Source organism: Chromatiaceae bacterium (genome assembly GCA_016714645.1).
GTDB lineage: Bacteria > Pseudomonadota > Gammaproteobacteria > Chromatiales > Chromatiaceae > M0108.
In genome coordinates this window covers 12501-34779 of the sequence record JADKCI010000007.1, presented here as the reverse complement: position 1 = coordinate 34779, position 22279 = coordinate 12501, and the positions used below count along the sequence as shown (strand labels likewise).

20 protein-coding genes, 2 rRNA genes and 9 pseudogenes (1 of these 31 running past the window's edge) are annotated in these 22279 nt (G+C 59.9%); 8 read left to right on the top strand and 23 right to left on the bottom strand.

Going from position 1 to position 22279, the window contains the following annotated elements; all coding sequences use genetic code 11:
- Positions 1-70: 70 nt before the first annotated feature.
- The 6 genes from IPN92_20765 to IPN92_20740 all read right to left on the bottom strand — a co-directional run bounded on the left by IPN92_20765 (position 71) and on the right by IPN92_20740 (position 3118).
- Positions 71-478 (bottom strand): hypothetical protein, encoded by a 408-nt coding sequence (locus IPN92_20765; protein MBK8640583.1) that lies wholly within the window; start codon positions 476-478, stop codon positions 71-73.
- Between the two features lie 36 nt (positions 479-514).
- On the bottom strand, positions 515-712 hold the full coding sequence (locus tag IPN92_20760) for a hypothetical protein (protein ID MBK8640582.1): 198 nt from the start codon (positions 710-712) through the stop codon (positions 515-517).
- A gap of 90 nt (positions 713-802) precedes the next feature.
- Positions 803-1120 carry a hypothetical protein gene (locus IPN92_20755; protein MBK8640581.1) on the bottom strand — a complete coding sequence of 106 codons (318 nt, stop codon included), beginning with the start codon at positions 1118-1120 and terminating at the stop codon, positions 803-805.
- 4 nt (positions 1121-1124) lie between these two features.
- A complete protein-coding gene (locus IPN92_20750) occupies positions 1125-1838 on the bottom strand; it encodes an ATP-dependent Clp protease proteolytic subunit (protein MBK8640580.1) in 714 nt (237 codons plus the stop codon).
- 209 nt (positions 1839-2047) lie between these two features.
- On the bottom strand, positions 2048-2200 hold the full coding sequence (locus tag IPN92_20745; protein ID MBK8640579.1) for a hypothetical protein: 153 nt from the start codon (positions 2198-2200) through the stop codon (positions 2048-2050).
- A gap of 681 nt (positions 2201-2881) precedes the next feature.
- Positions 2882-3118 (bottom strand): hypothetical protein, encoded by a 237-nt coding sequence (locus tag IPN92_20740; protein ID MBK8640578.1) that lies wholly within the window; start codon positions 3116-3118, stop codon positions 2882-2884.
- A 14-nt stretch (positions 3119-3132) separates the two neighbouring features.
- Here IPN92_20740 and IPN92_20735 point away from each other — a divergent pair, with 14 nt between their 5' ends.
- A complete protein-coding gene (locus IPN92_20735) occupies positions 3133-3348 on the top strand; it encodes a hypothetical protein (protein MBK8640577.1) in 216 nt (71 codons plus the stop codon).
- Positions 3349-3470: 122 nt separating this feature from the next.
- Here IPN92_20735 and IPN92_20730 read toward each other — a convergent pair whose 3' ends face one another.
- Positions 3471-3830: a hypothetical protein gene (locus IPN92_20730; GenBank protein ID MBK8640576.1), complete on the bottom strand. Its 360-nt coding sequence runs from the start codon at positions 3828-3830 to the stop codon at positions 3471-3473.
- Between the two features lie 387 nt (positions 3831-4217).
- Positions 4218-4424: a hypothetical protein gene (locus IPN92_20725; protein MBK8640575.1), complete on the bottom strand. Its 207-nt coding sequence runs from the start codon at positions 4422-4424 to the stop codon at positions 4218-4220.
- A 318-nt stretch (positions 4425-4742) separates the two neighbouring features.
- Here IPN92_20725 and IPN92_20720 point away from each other — a divergent pair, with 318 nt between their 5' ends.
- From IPN92_20720 to IPN92_20705, 4 genes and pseudogenes are all read left to right on the top strand, one after another.
- A complete protein-coding gene (locus IPN92_20720; protein MBK8640574.1) occupies positions 4743-5630 on the top strand; it encodes an IS982 family transposase in 888 nt (295 codons plus the stop codon).
- 129 nt (positions 5631-5759) lie between these two features.
- Positions 5760-6355: pseudogene (gene recR, locus IPN92_20715) on the top strand (recombination protein RecR).
- A gap of 32 nt (positions 6356-6387) precedes the next feature.
- On the top strand, positions 6388-6747 hold the full coding sequence (locus tag IPN92_20710) for a hypothetical protein (GenBank protein MBK8640573.1): 360 nt from the start codon (positions 6388-6390) through the stop codon (positions 6745-6747).
- A complete protein-coding gene (locus IPN92_20705; protein ID MBK8640572.1) occupies positions 6723-7142 on the top strand; it encodes a hypothetical protein in 420 nt (139 codons plus the stop codon). Before IPN92_20710 ends, IPN92_20705 begins: the two co-directional genes overlap by 25 nt.
- On the opposite strand, the pseudogene IPN92_20700 reads toward IPN92_20705, so the two are convergent.
- The 7 pseudogenes from IPN92_20700 to IPN92_20670 all read right to left on the bottom strand — a co-directional run bounded on the left by IPN92_20700 (position 7073) and on the right by IPN92_20670 (position 11934).
- Positions 7073-8037: pseudogene (locus IPN92_20700) on the bottom strand (rRNA pseudouridine synthase). The gene IPN92_20705 and the pseudogene IPN92_20700 overlap by 70 nt on opposite strands.
- A gap of 63 nt (positions 8038-8100) precedes the next feature.
- A pseudogene (locus IPN92_20695) lies at positions 8101-8639 on the bottom strand (SMC-Scp complex subunit ScpB).
- Between the two features lie 3 nt (positions 8640-8642).
- Positions 8643-9398: pseudogene (locus IPN92_20690) on the bottom strand (segregation/condensation protein A).
- A gap of 43 nt (positions 9399-9441) precedes the next feature.
- Positions 9442-9950, bottom strand: a pseudogene (locus IPN92_20685) (peroxiredoxin).
- Between the two features lie 6 nt (positions 9951-9956).
- Positions 9957-10422: pseudogene (locus tag IPN92_20680) on the bottom strand (glycine cleavage system protein R).
- A 159-nt stretch (positions 10423-10581) separates the two neighbouring features.
- Positions 10582-11037: pseudogene (locus tag IPN92_20675) on the bottom strand (nitroreductase family protein).
- Positions 11038-11125: 88 nt separating this feature from the next.
- Positions 11126-11934, bottom strand: a pseudogene (locus IPN92_20670) (outer membrane protein assembly factor BamD).
- 77 nt (positions 11935-12011) lie between these two features.
- Between IPN92_20670 and rluD the strand changes: the two are divergent.
- Positions 12012-12974, top strand: coding sequence for a 23S rRNA pseudouridine(1911/1915/1917) synthase RluD (gene rluD, locus IPN92_20665; protein MBK8640571.1), 963 nt, complete (start codon positions 12012-12014; stop codon positions 12972-12974).
- The gene (gene pgeF, locus IPN92_20660) at positions 12961-13731 is read left to right on the top strand and encodes a peptidoglycan editing factor PgeF (GenBank protein MBK8640570.1); all 771 of its coding nucleotides are present in this window, start codon (positions 12961-12963) and stop codon (positions 13729-13731) included. Before rluD ends, pgeF begins: the two co-directional genes overlap by 14 nt.
- On the opposite strand, the pseudogene IPN92_20655 reads toward pgeF, so the two are convergent.
- The 6 genes and pseudogenes from IPN92_20655 to IPN92_20630 all read right to left on the bottom strand — a co-directional run bounded on the left by IPN92_20655 (position 13728) and on the right by IPN92_20630 (position 19382).
- Positions 13728-14431, bottom strand: a pseudogene (locus IPN92_20655) (HD domain-containing protein). The gene pgeF and the pseudogene IPN92_20655 overlap by 4 nt on opposite strands.
- A gap of 51 nt (positions 14432-14482) precedes the next feature.
- A complete protein-coding gene (locus tag IPN92_20650; GenBank protein MBK8640569.1) occupies positions 14483-14740 on the bottom strand; it encodes a response regulator in 258 nt (85 codons plus the stop codon).
- Positions 14655-15542, bottom strand: coding sequence for an Hpt domain-containing protein (locus IPN92_20645; protein MBK8640568.1), 888 nt, complete (start codon positions 15540-15542; stop codon positions 14655-14657). Before IPN92_20645 ends, IPN92_20650 begins: the two co-directional genes overlap by 86 nt.
- Positions 15436-15765 carry a response regulator gene (locus tag IPN92_20640; protein ID MBK8640567.1) on the bottom strand — a complete coding sequence of 110 codons (330 nt, stop codon included), beginning with the start codon at positions 15763-15765 and terminating at the stop codon, positions 15436-15438. Before IPN92_20640 ends, IPN92_20645 begins: the two co-directional genes overlap by 107 nt.
- A 205-nt stretch (positions 15766-15970) precedes the next feature.
- Positions 15971-17446: a leucine-rich repeat domain-containing protein gene (locus IPN92_20635; GenBank protein ID MBK8640566.1), complete on the bottom strand. Its 1476-nt coding sequence runs from the start codon at positions 17444-17446 to the stop codon at positions 15971-15973.
- 454 nt (positions 17447-17900) lie between these two features.
- A complete protein-coding gene (locus tag IPN92_20630) occupies positions 17901-19382 on the bottom strand; it encodes a DUF3336 domain-containing protein (protein MBK8640565.1) in 1482 nt (493 codons plus the stop codon).
- A 156-nt stretch (positions 19383-19538) separates the two neighbouring features.
- On the opposite strand from IPN92_20630, the gene IPN92_20625 reads away from it, so the two are divergent.
- Positions 19539-20420, top strand: a complete 882-nt coding sequence (locus IPN92_20625; protein MBK8640564.1) for a YihY/virulence factor BrkB family protein — start codon at positions 19539-19541, stop codon at positions 20418-20420.
- 81 nt (positions 20421-20501) lie between these two features.
- Here the strand turns inward: IPN92_20625 and rrf are convergent.
- Positions 20502-20616 (bottom strand): 5S ribosomal RNA (gene rrf, locus IPN92_20620).
- A 71-nt stretch (positions 20617-20687) separates the two neighbouring features.
- A 23S ribosomal RNA gene (locus IPN92_20615) occupies positions 20688-22279 on the bottom strand; it runs 1296 nt beyond the window's last position.

The following is a 22279-nucleotide window of genomic DNA, read 5'->3' as shown; positions in this document are numbered from 1 at the left end:
AAAGTCGGCTTCCTGTTCAATCACCGGGCCTGTTGACCGTTGAGGAACGCCAGACGGATAACGGGCGCGGTCACGGGTTCGGACAACGAAACCAGTCGGCGGCGTCATTCACGTCCAGGCGCGGATCAGCAACGATGCGCAGACTCTTGACCCAAGGCGGGGTTTGCATGATATCCGCCAAGTCAGGGTGATAACTCAGGGACGCGACAAGCCCTTCTGCATCGCTTTCCAGCGCCACAGGGCACACCACAAAGCGCGGGGTGGACAGAATGAATCCTCCGCTGGAATCCATCTGTTTGCGCATCAAGGCGCGGGCTTTACCCAAACCCACGTTAATCCCGGCAGCGCTGGTATCAGGTTGCCATGATCGGCGTGAAAACAGCGCCTTGCCGTCGCTCATCAATCTGTTGGCGGTCAATACCCGAAACACTAAATCCCGTTCCAGGCGGGCGGCGGCATTCGCGGCAGTGCGCAGCATCGCGCCAATGGCGTCCAGATCGTCGTGATCTGGGCTTCACGGCTGAATGAGAAAGCCCTTGGCATAGGTCGCCACCTGATAGGATTCCGCGCCTTCCTGCATAGAACCATACTGGATTTCGCCGGCTTCCTGTTTGAGTTCCAAACCCGAATGCACTGATATTGACCGCTTTCTGGGTTTGAAATTGGGCGCATCGCCGATTTCCACAGGTCCAGTGGTGAACCAGTTGCTCATAGCGACTGACCAAGGTCCGGTTTCCGGCTTCCTGCAACAGGATCGGGAAGTCGCTGGATGTGTTGGCCGCTTGGAACAGCGAAGCGCCGGTTAAGCCGACTGGTTGCAGCCACTGGCCTGTAGCGCCAGCACGGCGAGGCTGGCCAAGGCTGACGCCTTGAAAATCACGGGCGTCGGGATGGACATCCTCAGCCGGGCGCCCATGCGTTGCGCGAGGCTGTCCGCTGTGGCGTCAATAAAGCCCCGATAGCCATGACCACCATAGGGGAACCGGATTCCCCACAAACGGGCGTTGACGGCGTAAAAGTCACGGGTTAACGGACCGTCCGGCAGGCTTACGGGCGTTTGCGCGGCATAACCGCCCACGAACCCTTGTCCGGTCCCGAGCGGTTCACCCGCGGCGCCCATTTTGCTATCCGCTCGCGGGCCTCGTGGATGAAGCGCCGGAATCAATCGGTTCGTTTTCCAGGGCTGCAAGCTCGGGGGGCAGGATAGCGGCCGGGGCGGGCAGTTTGAAAGAGCTGGGTAATGGCAACGATGCGCTGGCGCTCAGTGGTGGTGGCGTCGGCGCAAAGTTCAGGTCGGTCATGTTGTGGAATCGCTCAGGGAGTTGTGGGGAGCCGAGCCGGGCCGCAATGGCCAGTTCGGGAGTGACTTCGTTAATCAAGCCCGGGGCCAGCGCTTCATCCGCAGTCAGCCAATGGTCATCACCATCGCTCAGTAAGCGGCGCATCTCGGTTAGCGGGCGGTGTGTTTTGGCGGCGATGATCCGCGCCATGCCGTCAGAAATTTTCTCAACAGCATCGGCGGATTCCGCAAGCGGCGGGCGGTGCCGCCGTTGCTGAGTCCATCCGCCATGAATCATGAAAATGGCGTTGCTGGGTGCAAGTGCGGTAGCCAGCGCAACAAGGCAGGATCGCGGCGCTGGCGGCAAAGCCCTCGACAACAATCCGCACGGCTCCACGATGCGCTTGCGAAGATTGTGAATCGTGGTGGCTTCAATTGGGGACCCGCCTGGACTGTTAATCCGCACGGTTACAGGCGCGGTCGGATTGCGGGCGAGGGCAGTGCGAACCTGTAGGGTCGTCGCCGGGGTAATGTCGTCGTAGATCGGGATGGTGTTCATGACCCCATTTTGTGGGGGGGTCACTGACCAAGGGATCAGTTTTTGGTCAGTACTTCATAATTTTTCTTTGGGGAAACCAGGAGCCGAACGCCTAGCGCTTTCATCTCGAAAGATACTGGCGAATCGGATCACTGGAATGGCGTCCGGTCCAGTGTTTTATGATTTTCGCCAGATAGCCCGCACGTTGCCAGGGCGATCCGGGTATCAGGTCAGCGCCTGGCGATATAAATCGTTTCTCCAAAGAAGCCGATCACTGTGGGGCATATTAACCAGTAGCGCCCGGCGAATATCAGCAGCCAAGTTGTCGGGTAAGAGCCAGTCTTTTCAGCAACATCAATTCGAGTCAGCAGTTCAAGATTCATTGATGAAAGCTACCATCAACATAATCGGATGGATTATGGCTATGTGTTTGTATGGGGTTATGAAAATTTTGTTCCGCCTGGGCCGGTGCGACATACCCGCTGGCAAGGCGCTTGAGGTGGCCTGAACATCAATGCCGCGCTTCGGGTTGGCAACCAGCTTCCCGTTCACCTTTCCAATCCGACCAGACAACAGCAGGGTGATTGATGCAGGCATTCACCAGCGCCGGGCCGGTCTTACCAAGTCAACCGTCCGGTCAGATCGTCGGGGTCATGCCACCGGGGCCAGCCGCTTGAAGGGTTCCGACAATGCGAAGAGCGAGCGGTGATGCGTTCTCTTGCGTGTATAGGGAATAATTTGTTGGGTGTTTTCCTACAGTTCCTACAGTTCCTACATTCACCTTTGTTTTTCTAGTGAATTTTCACTAGGTGATCCTACAGCCATCCTACAGCCATCCGAAGTTTCCACATTCCCGCCCCAAAATGCTTGATTGCCGTCGCTGCTCAATCGCAGTCTCAATCCTTTGATAAGCATACCTATTTCATTCCTATCTTTGCGAACATCATTCGCTAATGTTCTGGCAAGGTCGATAACCAAACCAGAAAGCGGCGGGTTGAAACCGGTGTGCGACTAAACCGGGACACCAAGCCCGATAGTTGGGATAGGCGTGGTTATCGGCCTGCTCAAAATCTTGCGCGACTCGCTTTCACCTGAACCTGTGCGGTGGTGAGGGTGACTTCAACGCAACCGCCAATCATCAAACTGCGAACAGGATCAGGGACAACCTGTTGAATCAGCCAATCGGCAGCGGGGTTGCTGTGCTGCATCGCCGCTTGATTCGCCCGTGAAACCTGTTGTGGGCGACTCCTGATCCGGTGGGTCACTTCATCCCGGCTTACTGCCAAGACCCAGTTGACCAAGCCAGGAATCTCCGATGCAGTACGGCGGTTTCGCCGCCTTGAACATCCCAAGCGCCGCGTTCCTCATCAGTAACCCGGCGGGAAAACTCAACAGTCAGGCGGCGCCGTTCGACAGCGCCGGTGTAATCGTTGAACTGCAACGGTTCGTTGCTGGCAATCAGACCGTTCCATCAAAGATAAAAGTTGCGCCTGCTGCTGGTGCTTTGCGTTCCGGGGCGCAACGGGTCTGACCGGTTAGCGCTTGAAAACATCAAGCTGCCGCCGTATTTGCCGGAATCCGTGATAGCCACCAGCCGCTTGCGGTAAAGCGCGGCAGTCTCAAAACGATTGGTTTCCAAGTTCCGCAAGTTGGTTACGGTCGCGTTGCGAGATCAATCAACGCCTCGGCTAGGCGGATCGGCGTTCCTTTGCCGGTTTTGCCAGGGAATGGCTGGTGCAGGAACACGGAGATCAGCGCGTCCGGTGAGCAGGCGGCAAACCAAGCCCGGATAAATTCAACCAAATCGTCCGGGTTATCGGAATCTTCGCTGTCTTCCCCGCTAACGGCTTGGCGTAACCATGCCTTGATGGTTGGGCAATCGGCGGCGGGATCGTAGGCATACGGCAAGCTCCAAGTCAGCGCATTGTCGGGCGTGATCGGGGTCAAGGTGCGGGTGATGGGGTCAAGCAAACCATTATTGAACGGGATGCGTCGGCAATCGGCTGTCGCCATATCTGGGAGCGGCAACAAGCCTTTGGTCAGCAGACTCAGAATTGCCTGGGGGTCCGGGCCTTGAACCCGCTGGGAGCGCCTTCATAGAGCAGCCGGGTCACCACTTCATCAATGACCGGGGCATTCATGATCTGCCAATGAGTCTCAGCAAAGGCATACCAGCAGCCCGCATGGCGACAAAACGCAAACCGGGCTTTCAGGCATTCCGCCAAGGTTTTGGCGACTTTGGATTCGATTAGCTCCAGGATTTCCCTTGCTGTCTGTGTCCTCCAACGAAGAGGGCAGGCGAAAAATGTAGAACTGTAGGATAGTCCGCCGATTCCTGTAGGAATATCTAATTGAATCTCAAGCGGAAATGTAGGAACTGTAGGAACCGTAGGATTGAATTTAGTTTACACGCATGAGAATCAACATTTTCTTCCTCTGTGAAAGCCTGTTTTGTGCGGCCTGAACCTTGCCGCCAGCGCGGTAGGTTTCCCGGCAAAAAGCAACCGCCTTGATAATGCTGGCCTGACCATAGGTTTCGCCGGTTGCATGGTGAACGGTATCCCACTTGTCGCGCATCAACCCGGATTGTCGAAACAGCCGATCCATGCGGGCCGCGTCGCTTCCAGTCCAGAACGCCGAAGGTTCGAGAAGCGCCAAATCCGCCGCTGAATGGTCGCCGCCATACCCTGACAGGTCGCCAGACCATAACGCCCGAAAAGCGCCCCATTCCTGGCGTTCCGGGCCTTGTCCAGGAGCGCCGCATCGTCAAGGTCAAAGGAAGAATCCACAGGGAGAGCGCGCGGCTTGTCGCTTGCTACGCGATGTTCGACTTTTCCGATGATTGATGAGGGTTTGGCGGCGCGGCATGGCGGTATGAGATACGCTGAGAGGAACCAACCATCGCAACGTTCCGGGAATGCCGCCATGCCGCTCGAAGACTTTATCATCACGCTATTTTGCTGGATAGAAGAACACCTGAATCCCCTGATCGAGGATAACCGCTTACGCCAGCGGGGTTTTACCCCCAAGTTGACTGACGGTGAAGTCCTGACGATGGAAGTCGTAGGCGAGTTCTTGGGCCTGGATACGGATCAGCATATTTGGCAGTATTTTCGCCAGCATTGGCCGTTATGGTTTCCTCAACTGGGATCGCGCACCACGTTTGCCCAGCAGGCCGCCAATCTCTGGGCGATTAAACAGCAACTGCATCAACAGTTGGTCCTCGACCTGGGAGCGGTGGCGGCTTCCATTCATCTCGTGGATGGCTGTCCTCTGCCGCTCTGCGTCCTGACCCGCGCCTCACGCTGCCGGGTGTTTGCCGGAGAAGCAGACTATGGTTATTGCGCCGCGAAAAAGCAGTTTTATTATGGGTTTCATGGACATCTGATGGTCACGATGGATGGCGTGATTACCGCTTGGACGGTGACCCCAGCTTCCGGTGATGAACGCGAGGCGCTGTGGGATTTGACCGATGGGGTTCAGGGTTTGGTCATTGGCGATAAAGGCTATATCAGTGCCTTCCTCAAGGCCGAACTTGCTGCCACCGGGATTGACCTGCAAACCCCATTGCGGGCCAACATGACCGATTCTCGCCCTCTTGGTGTTGTCCAGCGCCTGATGACCACTCGCCGTCGCGTCGAAACCGTGATTAGCCAACTCACGGAGCGGTTTCATTTTGAAAAAATCCGGGCACGGGATCGGTGGCACTTGACGAACCGGATTGCACGCAAAGTGTTGGCTCACACCTTGGGTATTTTTGTGAACCGGCTACTCGGCCGCTCAGACCTCCAGTTTGAGAGACTGATCGCCTGAAAAGTCGAACATCGCGTAGATGTTGGGTTCCGAGCGCACCATGCAGGACAAGATGGGCGGTCTGGACCGCCGGCATGGGCCTGCCGCCCGCCCTGTTGGCGACCTCAAACTGCCGTTCTGACCGGTTTCCTGGCCGGGTCGCCATTGCTGAACCAGTTGATGACCGCCTTGCGTTGCCTGCCGGGCGTGGGACCAAAATCCGCGCAACGGATGGCGCTGCATCTGCTGGAGCGGGACCGCGACGGTGGAGAACGCCTGGTTTCGGCCTCCGCAAGCGGCGCTCATCGGCATTGGACATTGCCTGCATTGCCGCGATCTGAGTGAAACCGATCTATGCTCCATTTGCGCCAACCCGCACCGCGACCCATCATTGCTTTGTGTGATGGAAACGCCTGCCGATGTGCTGGCGGTAACAAGCGAACCGGCTTTCAGGGCGTGTATTTCGTGCTGATGGGCCATTTGTCGCCGCTGGACGGGATCGGGCCGGCGGAACTGGGCTGGAGAGGCTGGAAGCGCGACTGGCCGAGGGGCAAAATCCACGAGATCATTCTCGCCACCAACCCGACCGTTGAAGGTGAAGCCACCGCGTATTACATCGCCGAACTGGCCCGTGAACAGGCGTCCGCGCCACCCGCATCGCCCACGGCGTCCCGCTGGGCGGAGAACTGGAATATGTGGACGGCGGCACTCTGGCGCACGCTTTCGCCGGGCGGCGGGATTTCTGAACTTCGGGGAACCAATCGATGGACACTGCAATGTGGGCGACCGGTCTGTCAGCGCCGCCTTTTTTGTAAGCCATTTGGGCCTTGCCCATCCACCAGTGCATGACCGGATTGCCGGACAGATTGGTGAAAAAGGCTTTCAGGGCCTGTTTTTACTGGCAACCGTGCTGACCTTGGGCGCGATGATCACCGGCTACATCTACGCTTCCCACTACGTCTATCTGTGGATTCCGGGACCGGGACTGCGGCATCTGCCCCTGTTGGCGATGCCGGCCTTCATCCTGATCGTGGGTGGCGTCCTGACCAAGAATCCGTCGGCGCTGGGTATGGAAGACAGTCGCCCAGCCGGCCGGACGCAGTCAACGGCGCATTGCGCATTACCCGTCATCCGGTGATGTGGGGCGCGACGCTGTGGGCGGCGATCCCTATTATCGCCAACTGGCGACCTGGCTTCCTGCTGTTTTTTGGCGGGTTCCTGCTGACCGCGCTGCTTTGGCTCGCTGCACCTCGACCGCCGCATGGCCGCGACTCAGGGCGAACGTTGGCAGCGCTTCGTCGCCGTGACCTCTATGCGCCGTTCGCGGCGATGCTCAGTGGTCGCCAGACCTGGGCCTGGGCCAATTGCACCGGCCAATCGCCTGGGGTTTGGGTGGTTTTATCCTCTTGCTGCTGCTGCATCCTACCTGTTCGGCGTCCGGCCTTACTGAGCGGACGGTTCTCTCACGCCCAGACGATTAATCCGCACCCGGATTCAACGGACCGGTTTCGGCTGGGGCGGCGCGACTCGTAGAGCGCTTTGCCGTCGCCGCCCTCGCCGGCTCGCGCAGACTTGGCCCGCTTCGGTACAGAACGGCGGCCTGCGCCGACCCAGGGTCCCGGTTCCTGGCTTGGAGAATCCGGGCGATGATGGGAATTTGGCCCGACCGGCGCGACCGGCAAGCGGCGCGCTCCGGTTCCGGGGCGGGTTCGCAATTCACCGCTTTTCATCAATTCCGCCATTTCCGCCTCATCGAGTTCATCCCAGCGGCCCGGATGCAAACCCCGCCGCAACACCACCGGTCCATAGCGCACCCGAATCAGCCGGCTGACGGTGATCCCTTGCGATTCCCCAACCGGCGCACCTCGCGGTGGCGACCTTCGCGCAGAATGACGGATACCAGTGATTGACGCCCTCGCCGCCGGCCTCGCGCATCTCGTCGAACCGCGCCACCCCGTCGTCCAGCAGCACCCCTTCCAGCAACCTTGCAACTGCTCCGGCGTCACCTCCCCACTACCCGGACCGCATATTCACGGTCAATCCCGGAGGACGGTGCATCAGGCGGTTGGCGATTTCGCCGTCATTGGTCAACAACAGCAACCCTTGGGTATTGAGATCGGGTCGGCCAACCGCGATCCAGCGCCCGCCGTGCACCGGCGGCAGACGATCAAACACGGTGGGCCGACCCTCAGGATCGCGGCGGAGGTCATTTCCACCGGCTTGTAGTAGGCCAGCACCCGCCGGGGTTGTCGGTGAGCGATCCGCACCGGCTTCCCGTCGATCTCGATGTGATCGGCGTTACTGGCTGACAGGCCAAGTTGCGCCGGTTGACCGTTGACGACGATCCGGCGTTGCCGAATCCAGTCTTCAATCTGGCGGCGGGAGCCAAAGCCAGCGCTGGCCAGGAATTTTGCAGGCGTTCAGACATCGGGAAATTCCGTTTGCGGTAAAGAGTCAGCGGAAGAAGCGACGGGCAGGTCGGCGTGACCTTCTAATGCGGCGCCAATCGCCGCCAGATCAGCGGTGCGGCCAGCGGCGGCAAATCACCCAGGTTCTGAGGTTGAAATAATCGAGGAACACCCGGTCGTGGCGTGAGCGCCGGCCGGCCGTGGACTTCACGATGGCCGATGATCTTGATCCAGTCCCGATCCTGCAAGGTTTTCGCGATGTTGCTGCTGACGCTGACCCCGCACTTCCTCGATTTCGCCCTGTGATCGGTTGGCGATAATGCGCAATCAGCGCCAGGGTTTCCAGCAGGGGAGAATAATGGGCGGCCCGTTCTTCCGACAGCCGGGACACCCACGGCGCAAAAGTTTTGGGTACTTGCAGACGAAAGCCGCTGGCGACTTCGACCAGCTCCATCCCCCGCCCGGCGTAACTGGCCGCCAGTTTCACCAGCGCGGCGCGTAAATCCTCCCGCTCCGGTCGCTCGGTTTCCGGGAACGCATCCAGCAGCCGCTCCAGACTCAGCGGTTCGCCGGCGGCCAGCAACAGCGCTTCGAGGATGATCTTCAGCTCCGGCGGCGCCATGCATCAACCCCGGCGGCGAACGTGAATCGGCGCGAACGGTTCGGTCTGCACCAGTTCCAGCAGCGCCTCGCGCAGCAGCTCCAGCACCGCCATAAAAGTGACCACGATCCCCATCCGCCCTTCTTCCGGGCGAAACAGCGCGGTAAACGCAGTAAAACGCAGCGTGTCCAGTTGCTCCAGCACCTGGCTCTGTCCGCTCGCGCACCGACAGCAGTTCACGATGGATCGGTGGCGGATAAACAGTTCAGCCCGGGTCATCACTTCGCGCAGGGCCTCCAGCAGATCAGCCCAGACTGACCGGCGGCGGAGTCCGCGTCCGGTCATGCTGAACCGGTTCCGCGCTGGCCGGGAAACAGTCAGTCCCAGCGGGGCAAGGCGTCCAGCGCCCGCGCCGCCTGCTGGAACCGCTCGTATTCCTGGAGCCGGCGCACCAGTTCGGCGCGGGGATCGAGTTCTTCGGCGGCGGCGGACGCCGGACGCGGCAATAACAATCGGGATTTGATCCGGCCAGCCAGGCCGCCATCACCAGATACCCGCCGCTAGCTCCAGCCGCAGTTCCTGCATGAGCGCCAGATAGTCCACGTGTTGCCGGGTAATCGCAATAGGAATATCGAGGATATTGAGATTCTGGCGTTGAATCAGATACAGCAGCAAATCCAGCGGCCCCTCGAAGGCTTCCAGAAACACTTCCAGCGCATCCGGCGGGATATACAGATCGGGCGGAATCCGGGTGAACGGTTGGCCGCCGACTTTAGCGATAGCGGGGTTTCGGCGAGGGCCATGCGATCGTGAGTCCGCCGCATCAACCGCAGGGCGATGACTGACGGCAGCCGCCGAACGTCAAGCGGAGTTCCGCAAGGCTGGCGATGGCCGCCAGCACCTCGGCAGCGTGACCATCGATCTTGACTTTGCGCCACTCCGCCGCAAGACTCCACAGCGTCAATCAGAAAGGTGTTGCGTTCGACGCCCAGCGCTTGCTTGCCGTAATGCTTTTCAGCTTGATGACTTCAAATAGCTGGCACAGACTTTCATCAGGATCGGCGATCAGGTGAAATGGAAAATCATGCTGGGCGCGGAAACGGTCATGGCGGGGCAGACTGTCGCGGGAAACGCCAAACACCACTGTGTTCAAGGCCAAAAACTGCGCGTGCAACTCGCCGAACTGCTGGCCTTCCAGCGCAGCCGGGGTATTGTCCCGGGGTGAAAGTACAGCACTGCCCACCGCCCCGCCAGATTGGAAAGCTGCACGGTTTGATCGCCGGTCGCGGCGACGCTGAAATCAGGAACCGGTTGTCCGACACTCACGCTCATCCCGGCCTATCCCTTGATCGGTTCCAGCACCGCATCCAGATTCAGCTCATCGCAGAAATCCAGAAACTCCTCGCGCAACATGGCGATGTGCATGCTGGAGGGAATGCCAATCGCCAGATTAACCGAAAACATCGGGGTGCCGGTGCGGGCGCTGTAACTGCAGGGTCACCAGGTCCTCAATGTTGATCGAGCGGCTGGCGAAGAAGCTGGCCAGATGATGGACGATGCCCGGCTGGTTGACCGCAACCACCTCTACTGTGGATAGAGCAGGGTCGCCCGCCGCCGGGGCGGTGCGCTTGGCGACGATGGTCATGCCCAGCGCCTGCTCCAGGCGCTTGAAGTGCATTTCCAGCTTGGTCAGGGTATTCCAGTTGCCCTGCACCAGCAGCAGGATGGCGAACTGCCGCCCAGGACGGCTCGTGTGGCTGTCGAGGATGCTGCAGTCGCAGTCGAGGATCGCGGGACAGTTCATTGACCAGACCGGACGATCTTCGCCCAGGGCGGAAATGACCAGGTAGTTTTTCACGGGCGGGCGCTTCCGGAAGGCAGGGGAAACAGGGATCGCTGTTCACAATCTATCAAAAGTCAAGGCAGAAAACCAGACACGTCGGACCTTGCGCCAGTCAGACCGTCACCGCCATTTCACCACTTGATCCAGCCGCCGGCGGAACTGGCTCCTGCAACTCAGCTGGATAGCCCAGGCTAAGCAGCGCAAGCGGCCCAGCCCTGGTTCAAGCTGCAACGCCGCGCAAACCCGGTCTTCCTCAAAATAGCCGACCCAGGTCGAACCCATGCCGGCGGCGACGATAGCCAGTTGCGCATAGGCGGCGGCGATGGTGGCGTCCTGCAAGGCGTACAGCGTGGCGCCGCGCTCGCCGAAAGCGGTTTCCGAACGGGCCGGATCGGCGCAGAACACCAGGCAGACCGGCGCCGGCATGAAAGTTTGCTGATGGGCGGCATGAACCAGCGCCTCGCCGATCCGCCAGGTCGCGCACCACAATGATCCGGTAGGACTGCAAATCGCCGGCTGACGGCGCGGCGCAGGCCATTTCCAGAATGGCGCAGCTTGGTTTGCTTCGATGGGCATATCCGGCTGGTATTTGCGGATGGATTGGCGGTGGCGAACCGTCGTAAAAAATCCCACATGGCGCGGTCTCCTTGAGGTCAGCGGCTGCTCAGCCCGCGCCCTTGACCAGCGCGTTCAGCTTCGGCAAGTCCGGGGATTGCGGATAGTTGCGCTCCAGCACCCGCAGGCTGTCCGCCGCCAGTTGCGGCATACCCATGTTGACGTAAGCCTCGGTCATGATGCTGAGGGCGCTGGCGGTAGACGGAGTGCGGGCGTAGGTCTCCAGCACATAGGTGGCGCGGTTGACCGCCGCGACGTAAGCGCCCCGCTTCAGATAGTAACTGGCGACATTGACTTCATAGGCCGCCAGACTGTTATGCAGGAACTGCATTCCGCTGCGGGCGTCCTCGGCGTACCGGCTGTCGGGGAATTTCCGCGCCAGCTCGGCGAAATCATTGTAGGACTGCCGGGCGGTGCTGGTGTCAGTCTTATCGCGGTCACCTGGGGCGATCCGGTCGATCAGAGTGTTGCTGCGCTGGAAGTTCACCAGGCCTTTCATGTGACAGGCATAATCCACAAGGGATGGCGCGGGTTGGCCTTGATGAAGCGGTCGGCGGCGGCAATCGCGGCGTCCGGCTCGCTATCCCGATACTGGATGAAAATGGTGTCGAGCTGGGCCTGCTGGGCGTAACGGCCAAACTGATAGCGCGCCTGGATTTTGTCCATATACTCCAGGGCAATCCGGTAGTTGCCTGAGTTCATCGACTCTTTGGCTTCGCTGTACAGGCGCTGGGCCGACCAGCCTTTGGTCTCGTCGATCTTATCCGGGAGCAACGAACAGCCCGCCAGCAGCACGGCGGCGAGCAGGCCGGTCAGGAAGGTTGGGGGCGCATGGCTGAAAACAGGGAACGGCGGCAATCGGAAGTCACGGGGATAAAATGCATCTTGAAGCCAGTCATTAGCTCAGTATAACGCCCGAACCACCAAAAACCATCATGCCAATTACCGAAGCCGTGACCTGCCAAATCCCCCCCGCCTGCGCCGGAATGCGGCTGGATCAGGCGCTGGCTGAACTGCTGCCGGCCTATTCGCGCAGCCGCTTGCAACAATGGCTGAAGGCCGGTTACTTGCGGGTCAACGGCCAAATCCGCCGCCCCCGCGATCCGGTCGCTGGCGGCGAAACCATCAGCGGCGAACTGGTGATGACGACCGAAACCGTCGCCATTGCCCAGGATATTCCACTGACGCTCTGCTACGAAGACGCTGATTTGCTGGTGATCAACAAGCCGGCGGGACTGGTGGCTCATCCCGCCGCCGGCAACCGCGACGGCACGCTGGTTAACGCCCTGTTGCATCGTTGCCCGGAACTGGCCGGATTGCCCCGCGCCGGGCTGGTGCATCGGCTGGACAAGGAAACCACCGGCTTGCTGGTGGTCGCTCGCAGCTTGCCGGCGCATACCGCGCTGGTCGCGCAATTGCAGGCCCGCACTATCGAGCGCGAGTATCTGGCTGTGGTCAACGGCCTGCCGGTCGCTGGTGGCACGGTGGATGCGCCGGTCGGGCGGCATCCGGTGGATCGGCAACGCATGGCGGTCACCCCCGGCGGCAGGCCCGCCATCACCCATTACCGGATCGTGCGCCGGTTCCACGCCCATACCCTGCTGCGGGTCAAGCTGGAAACGGGTCGCACGCACCAGATTCGGGTCCATATGGCCCATGTTCGCCTGCCATTGCTGGGCGATCCGGTCTATGGCGGACGGTTGCGAATTCCGCCGGACGCTTCGCCGCGCTGCATCGAGGCGATTCAGCAGTTTCGCCGACAAGCACTGCACGCGGAACGGTTGGCGCTGACTCATCCGCTCCGTGGCGAGCGGCTGGAATGGCGAGCGGAAGTTCCGCCTGATCTGGCGGAGTTGCTGGCGGCATTGGCCGAGGATGCGAAACATGGACTTGAATGAGCTGCGCCCGGAACATCTGATTTTCCCCGACTGGCCGGCCCCGGCAGCGGTGCGGGCGGTCAGCGCGACTCGCCGGGGCGGGATCAGTCCGCCGCCCTATGATGGTCTGAATCTGGCCGGACACGTTGGCGATGATCCGGCTAACGTGGCCGAAAATCGCCGGCGACTGGCAGCCGTGGCGGGCTGGCCGGGAGAGCCGGCCTGGCTGGAGCAGGTTCACGGCATTACCGTGGTCGCCGCCGAAACGGTCAGTGCGCCTGTCGCCGCTGACGCGGCCTGGACCCGGCAACCGGGCCGGCCCTGCGTGGTGATGACCGCCGATTGCCTGCCGGTGCTGTTTTGCGATCGGGCGGGAACGGCGGTGGCGGCGGCTCATGCCGGCTGGCGCGGGCTGGCGGGGGGAGTAATTGCGGCGACGGTGGCGTCACTGGGGATTTCCGCCGGTCAACTGCTGGTCTGGCTGGGACCCGCAATTGGCCCGGACGCTTTTGAAGTCGGGGAGGAAGTTCGCGCCGAGTTTCTGGGGCTGGATGCGGGCAATGCGGATTGTTTCCGGCGTTCATTAACCGGGCGCTGGTTGGCCAATCTTTACCAACTGGCGCGGCGGCAATTGCAGCGCCTCGGCGTGAACGGGATTTATGGCGGGGATTGCTGCACTTTCAGCGACCCGGCGCGGTTCTTTTCCTATCGCCGCGAGCAGCGCACCGGACGAATGGCGAGTTTGATCTGGCTGGAGTCAGGGGCTTCACCGTCCTAAGCGCCGCCCAGCACGATGGTCTCTTCAACCAGCGCCGCCTCAAGCCGCCGCAACTTGTCCTGCATCATCTGCGGATCATCGGCAAACCGCCGGGCAATGGCCTGGAATTCATCGGCGATGTCCAGGAAAGCATCGGCGATATCCGGGTCGAAATGACTGCCCTTGCCTTGCATGATGATGGTCACCGCTTGCTGGTGGGGCATGTCCGGTTTGTAAACCCGCCGGCTGATCAGGGCGTCATACACATCCGCGACCGCCATCAGCCGGGCCGCAATGGGAATATCGTCCCCCGCCAGCGCCTGCGGATAGCCGCTGCCGTCCCACTTTTCCTGATGGGAGTAGGCGATCTCGCGGGCGATGCGCAAAAACGAATTGCTGACCCCCAGATGCTGTTCAGCCACCAGGATTGCGTCACGGCCCAGCGTGGTGTGGGTCTTCATGATCTCGAATTCTTCACTGGTAAACCGGCCCGGCCGGCAGAATCCGGTCGGAATGCCGATCTTGCCGATGTCATGCAGCGGCGCAGACTTGAACAGCAGTTCAATCGTCTCTCGCTCAAAGCACGCAAAGCGCGTGCGCTGGGGTTTGGCCAGCGCCCGGACATAGTGCTGGTGCGGCGGATATGGTTGCCGGTCTCGCTGTCGCGGGCCTCCGCAGCGAGGCCATCGCGTGATTGACGATTTCGGGTGCGCTGTTGCACCTTCCAGGAAGGCGTCTAGCCTTCAGCCGCCTGGGCATTGCCGAGTGGGTTTCAATCCGGGCCAGCATGATCGTGGACGATAGTCCCGGCCTTCGGCATCATGATGTCGAGCAGGATCATGTCCGGCAATGGATCGGCGGCGGCAATGTCCAGGGCGCGCTGGCCGCTGGTTGCGGCCCGGGTCCGGTAGCGATCTTTGAGCAAGGCGCTCAACAGGGCGATGTTATCCGGGACATCGTCCACAATCAGGACCGCCTGCCTCCAGGAGGTTGAATGTACCGAGACGGCGCAGCGCCTCAGCAAAATCATAATTCGCCACCGCCTGAACCAGCGCAGCGAACGATGCTTCCGGCAAAGCCCCTGCCAGGGTTTGCCGGTGGTCGGCCAAATAATCGACCGCTTCAGTATCATCATCACGCAGCAAGACTTCGAGCCGCTTCAGGATCGACGCCAGCGCCGCCGGGTCCACCGCTGCCACCGCCAGGGCCGGTTCAGTCAACGAAGCCGCTTGCAGCGCGGCGATGAGTTCGGCCAGCGCAGCCCCGGTTTGGACCAGCAACGGATCGACTCCCGCCCATCCGGCTCGTTGCCGCAACGCCTGTTCCAGAGTGGCGGCCAACCCTTGAACCGTTATTGCGCCGATGGCGCCCGACACGCCTTTCAGGGTATGCGCCAGCCGTTCAGCCATCGCCAGATCGCCCGCGATCAGCGCGGCTTGAATCTGCGCCGGCGCATCGGACTGTCCGGCAGCGTATCTAGCCAGCAGGCTGCGGTATAGCGTGTGATCGCCGCCCGCCCGTTTCAGGCCGGCGACGGTATCCAGCAGACCGGTCAACTCCGGCAGCGCCGATGCAGATTCAGCGGTTAAGGCCACGGTCGGCGGTTGCGCCGTTGCATCCGGCGACTGCGGCAGCCAGCGCCGCAAAGTGGCGAATAACCGATCAGGGTTAATGGGTTTGGCGAGTTGATCATTCATCCCGGCGTCCAGACAGCGTTGCCGGTCCTCAAGCGCCGAGTGTGCGGTGAGGGCAATGATCGGCGGGGTGCGAAACGGGGATCGGCTCGATCCGCCGGGCCGCTTCGCAACCGTCCAGTTCCGGCATTTCGACATCCAGCAGCGCCAGATCAAACGGTTCGCCGTCCAGACCCAGCGGCAGACGCTCCAGCGCCTCCCGACCATGATTGACCACCACGACCTGCGCTCCCGCTTTTTTCAGCAGCCGGGCAGCAATGATCTGATTGATCTCGTTATCCTCGGCCAGCAGCAGGCTGATTCCAGCCAGGCTGGAATCGGGCAGGGTTCCGGGAGGAGGGGAACGGAGTGTGTCGTTCATCGGCCAGCCATGTTCCATATTCCTAACAGATTGTACAAGAACTAATTATTTGATTTATATATTGTTTAACCGCATTTTGGTTGGCTTTTTGTTTGCCAAACCAACTTCCATCCGGTTCCATAGATAAATTTTTCTGAAAAATCAATGAACAATTCCTCGACAGTCTCTCAGCGGGCATTGCTTCTTTCTGGGATTTGGCGATGCTTCATCCCAGCCCGCAACCCTTTTTCTCGAAAAAATCGAGGACGGCCTTGTCGCTCTTCATGGCGATTTCGACGGGTGGATGGGTGAGAGGGCAGTCTCTGACATAAATACCGTCTTCAGACGCATCCAGGCGCCACTGCAAGGGGAGGCCGCTTTTTATCAACGCCGCCAAGGGCGCCAAGTCGGTGACCGCCGTCTCGTTGAGGTTGAGAAACCGCAGTTCCGCCAGCCCGGCCAAAGGGGCCACATCAGTGACTGGCGTCTCGGCGAGATCGAGTCGCCGCAATCCCGCCAATCCAGACAAAGACGCCAGATCGGCGACCGGCGTCTGCGCGGCTTTGAGTCTCCGCAGTTCCGTCAGCCCGGATAGCGGGGACAGGTCCGTAACCCCCGTACCCCCAATACTAAGATCTTGTAAACGCACCAGCCCGGCCAGGGGAGACAAATCGGTCACATGCTTGCACTGGACGTTAAGCGCTTGCAGTTCCGTCAACCCGGCCAGCGGCGACAGGTCAGCGACTGGCGTGCTGGAGCTGTCGAGCATCTGCAATTCCGTCAGCCCGGCCAGCGGGGACAGGTCGGTGACTGGCGTGGCGCAGACATTGAGCCGCTGCAAGTGCTTCAACCCAGCCAGGGGGGACAAGTCGGACACATTTGCCCTGAGGAAATTAAGGCAGCGCAGCTCCGTCAATTTGGCCAGGGGCGCCAGATCCGCCACGGGCGTAAACGCGAAATCGAGCTCTTGCAATTTCGCCAACCCGGCCAGCGGGGACAAATTGGCAACCTGGGTACTCGAAAATTCAAGCTTTCGCAGCCCCCTCAGCCCGGCCAGCGGGGACAAATCGGCGACCGGCGTCATCGAAACATTGAGCCATTGCAACCCGGCCAGCCCGGCCAGCGGGGACAGGTCGCTGACCTGCGTTCTCCAGGCACCGAGCCTTTGCAACCGCGCCAGCCCGGCCAAGGGCGCCAGATCGGCGACAGGCGTCCAGTTGACATTGAGCGCTCGCAGTTCCGTCAACCCGGCCAATGGAGACAGGTCGGTGACCTTGGTGTCCGTGAGGCGGAGCGTTTGCAAGCCCGTCAACCCGGCCAGCAGGGACAGGTCGGTAACCTTCGTGCCCGAGAGGTCGAGGGTTTGCAAACCCGCCAGCCCAACCAGCGGGGACAGGTCTTCCAGGTTGGTCCGGTTAGCAAGACCACCGTCCAGCCAAAGCTTCTTGAGCCGCGTCAGGCCAGCAAAGGGATTGCGAGCCGCCGTGGGCGCAAGGTGGGCGATATTGTTCCTGGGGCCGTTATTTCTGGTGTCTTTCGGCGCCTCTCCGTCCCACCAATGCCGTGCGAACGACAATTCCTCCAGCCATGTCAATTCCCCAAGCGCCTCCGGCACTTCAGTCAATCCGCAATGCCCCAGATCCAGAAAGGGCGCGCGAGTTTTCTTATTTTCGGCGATCAGTTGTAAGGCTAGTTCAGTCATGGTGATACCTTGATAGGTTAGTCCAGTCCTTTTAAGGTCATTCAACATGTTGTAAAATAAAGAAACTCTCAGTCACACCTTAAGGTATTTCTATGTTCAGCGCCCTCTCCAAGCGGTTTATTCAAAACCGGCCTATCGCAATAATAGTCCGGTTTATAAAGCTATTATCTGACTTTGCGCGCACCCCCGTAAGATTTTGATTATTTTTGCGTTAATTTTCATGCCAACAAAAGTTGCAAAAAACAATAAAATTAAAAATCAATATCTTATATGATAAAAGTGCGCAATCACGGTATTATTGCGAGATGGAAGCATTGCATCTTTTTGCCCATATGAGCGAACGACCGTCAGACTGACTCAGCCAGCTACTTCCGCTATTTCAAGGCAATACACATACCAACGCCCCATCCGCTGAACTGGGCGGAAACCATCAGGAAGTGGACTTGCAAGACATTCAGATGGCAGTGCGGCCAGCCGGTTCATCAGCGGCGACCGGGAATGCCAGCCGGGTCCGCAGCCGCTCCAGGCCGTGTTCAAAGGCGCGACTGATTCGGGTCGCGTTGCGGATCCGCTCCAGTTTGGGCCAGGTTGCCCGCTCGCCGGTCAGGATGAACTCAGCGATCCGTTCCGGGCGTGGATTGGAAAAAATATCCAGCAGGTTGTTCAGCCAGGTCGGCGGCACGATCGTGATGTCGCCGCTGTAGCTCTGATCAGCCACCGAATAAGCCTTGTCCAGCAGCAGTCCCAGCGTATGGGAGTCCACATTCTGCCGGGCCAGGTCGAGCAGATGCTTGAGATAAAGCTGAAAAGTGGAACTGACGATATCGCGGGTGAACGACAGTAGCCCTTTCTCGCGGGGCTTTGCGTCACCAAGGAAGGGAACGATGTGTGGATTGGTCTGACTGACGATGTAATGATTGACGTTGTGCATCCGCGCTACCCGCAGCATCGGCAAATCGCTGTTCAAAGTGCCATCCACCCACTTATCGCCGGGCATATAGGGAACGGTGACGCCGTTGAAGTCCCGCGCCTCCAGCATCACCGCTGGAAACACGCCTGGAATGGCGCAAGACGCCAGCGTCGCCCGGCGAATCAGCACATTCGGAGCGCTCAGATAATTCAGCAACCGCGAATGCTGGTGCGCCCGGGCCGGCGAGACCGGAATGCTGACGATCCGTCCGGTGCGATCAAAGGCTTCCTCGAAAGTCAGCGCATGGACGTTATGCTCAATGCAGCGCTCCAGCTGCCGACTGTCCATCAAGGTGCTGCCCTTGAGCAGGCTCTTTAAGCCCAGACTGCGCCAAGCCTCTACGGTAAACAGGGCCGGGTCGAACACCCGCGCCAGTTCGGCATCGGTATGAGTGCCCAGGGTCGCCGCTACGATGGAGCCGGAACTGGAGCCGGAGACGACGCGCGGCAACAAGCCTTCCGACCACAGCGCCTTGATCACGCCCAAATGAAACAGGCCCAAAGTGGCGCCGCCGCTTAACATCAGCGCCGACCGGCCAAAACTCTGCGCGGTGCGTTCAAAGAACCGCAACTTGTCGGCCAAAGGGAAAACCGGCGTTTCGTATTCACAGAGATAATCCAGCGCGGACGCGATCTCATCGAGATAATCCGTCAACAACCGCTTGGTTCCAAATCGGCATCCCGTGTACAGCGCCGGATTAGCGATGTTGCCAAGATTGCCATGCAAGCCTTCGTGCAGACAAAACACCAGCCGGGCCACCTCGCCATGGCGGCGTAGTTCGCGTAATTCCGCCAATCGTTCCTGAATCAGCCGGTAATCATAATCCGGTGATTCAGCCTGTTCTTTCCAGTTGGCCGCGCCAGTCAACCGGTCATGGTCCTGCGCCGCCTCGCTCCAAGCGGCGTAATCAAGCGCCTGGGCCAGCGCATCTTCGCAACGTCTCAGAGCTTTTTTATTGGCGTTCATGGTGTTGTCGTCACAGCGGCTGGGAGTGGAAAAATGAACCGGATCGGTTGTTAATCTCGATTTCACCTAACCAAAAGTCGCGCTGAATGTCATGTCAAAACCGGTTCACTTTGGCATGATTGTCCGGTTTTCCCCAACTGCGAGCGCGCTCCCGCCATGCCTTCTTCGTCTCCGGCCCGCTTCGTACTGCGTCACCCGCTGGTTTTCGCCGGGCGGATGCTGCGCCGATTTCAAGCCAACCAGGGCTTTCTGCTGGCCGGCGCCATCGCTTACTACGCGCTGCTGGCTCTGGTTCCGCTGGTTATCCTCCTGCTGGTCGCGCTGTCGCAGGTGGTCAACGAAGCGCAACTGCTCGCCCTGCTGCATCACTATCTGGAACAACTGGTTCCCGGCGAGTCGGAGCTGATTCTGAATCAGGTCGCCCAATTTCTCGGGCAACGACGAGTGCTGAGTTGGACGATGGCCGGGACGTTGCTGTTTTTCAGCGCAACCGCTTTTGGGGTGCTGGAAAACGCCATGACCGTCATTTTTTCCCACCGCCATGCAGCCTATCGTCGAAACTGGTTGATGTCGCTGCTATTGCCCTATCTGGCAGTGCTACTGCTCGGATCTGGCTTACTGGCGATGACAGTAGCGATTGGCGTACTGCAAACCCTGATGTCCGGCAATATCCAGGTATTTGGCTGGCAATGGTCATTAAGTGATTTGCAGGCGTGGATGCTGTATGCGCTTGGCTTGCTGGGTCCGATCGGGGCGTTGACCCTGATTTACCAGTTGCTGCCCGCAGGTCGGCTGCCGTGGCGGCACGCTGATGGGCGGCGTGATTGCGGGTTGCTTTGGGAAGGCGTCCGCGCCGGGATGGTGTGGTATCTCGCCAACCTGTCGGCGGTCAACGTGGTATACGGGTCGCTGGCGGGGGTAGTCATTACGCTGATGGCCTTGGACGCCATTGGCATCATTATTCTACTGGGGGCGCAAGTGATCGCTGAATACGAACGACTGCTACCGGAATTCAGCGAAGTTGCTGCTACCGAATGAGGCGATTTTGCCTATCGATATGGGTTCCAGGAAAAACAAAAACCCAACCTCCATCACTGGAGGTTGGGTTCGGCATAAAGCGCCTGGCGGGGACCTACTTTAGCATGAGTACTCTCACACGATCATCGGCGCGGTGCGGTTTCACGGTCGAGTTCGGGAAGGGGTCGAGTGGTTCCCGCACGCGAAGGCCGCCAGGCGAAAAGGGGGGAAGGAGCGATGGGCAAGAGGGTGAAGCAGGGAACCGGACACCCAAGGCTTGGGTGTTAGCGGGTCAAGCCGCACGGTTGATTAGTACGGGTCGGCTGCACGCATTACTGCGCGTCCACCGCCACGCCTATCGACGTTGTGGTCTTCAACGAACCTTCAGGAGTCGCAAAGGACTCGGGAGCGCTAATCTTGGGGGGGGCTTCCCGCTTAGATGCTTTCAGCGGTTATCCCGTCCGGACGTAGCTACCCGGCGATGCCACTGGCGTGACAACCGGTACACCAGAGGTCTGTCCATTCCGGTCCTCTCGTACTAGGAACAGCGCCCCGCAACGCTCCAACGCCCACGGCAGATAGGGACCGAACTGTCTCACGACGTTCTAAACCCAGCTCGCGTACCACTTTAAATGGCGAACAGCCATACCCTTGGGACCGACTACAGCCCCAGGATGTGATGAGCCGACATCGAGGTGCCAAACACCGCCGTCGATAGGGACTCTTGGGCGGTATCAGCCTGTTATCCCCGGAGTACCTTTTATCCGTTGAGCGATGGCCCTTCCATACGGAACCACCGGATCACTAAGACCGGCTTTCGCCCCTGCTCGACCTGTCCGTCTCGCAGTCAAGCACCCTTTGCCTTTGCACGCTGTGCGCGATTTCCGACCGCGCTGAGGGTACCGTCGCGCTCCTCCGTTACTCTTTGGGAGGAGACCGCCCCAGTCAAACTACCCACCATGCACGGTCCCTGAACCCGTTTCAGGTTCGAGGTTAGACTCTCAAGCATTCCAGGGTGGTATTTCAAGGGTGGCTCCACCGGAACTGGCGTTCCGGCTTCAAGGCCTCCCACCTATCCTACACAAGAAGGCTCAACAGTCAGTGCAAAGCTGTAGTGAAGGTTCACGGGGTCTTTCCGTCTTGCCGCGGGTACGCTGCATCTTCACAGCGAATTCAATTTCACGGAGTCCCGGGTGGAGACAGTGTGGCTATCGTTACGCCATTCGTGCAGGTCGGAACTTACCCGACAAGGAATTTCGCTACCTTAGGACCGTTATAGTTACGGCCGCCGTTTACCGGGGCTTCGATCCAGAGCTTCGCTTGCGCTAACCCCATCACTTAACCTTCCGGCACCGGGCAGGCGTCACACCCTATACGTCCACTTTCGTGTTGGCAGAGTGCTGTGTTTTTAGTAAACAGTCGCAGCCACCTGGTCACTGCGGCCCGCTTCCGCTCCACCCGCGAGGGCCTTCACCTACCACGGGCGCACCTTCTCCCGAAGTTACGGTGCTAGTTTGCCGAGTTCCTTCACCCGAGTTCTCTCCAGCGCCTGAGGATTCTCTCCTCGCCCACCTGTGTCGGTTTGGGGTACGGTTGGCGACAGCCTGAAGCTTAGGGGCTTTTCTTGGAAGCAGGGCATCGACCACTTCGGTCCGAGGACCTCGTCGTCCGGTCTCAGGATTGACGCTCCGGATTTGCCTGGAGCCTCTCCCTACGCCGTTAAACCGGGACTACCAATCCCCGGCTGGTGTAGCCTTCTCCGTCCCCCCTTCGCAGCTGCCGTCAGTACCGGATTGTTGACCGGTTTCCCATCGACTACGCCTTTCGGCCTCGCCTTAGGGGCCGACTCACCCTGCGCCGATTGCCGTTGCGCAGGAACC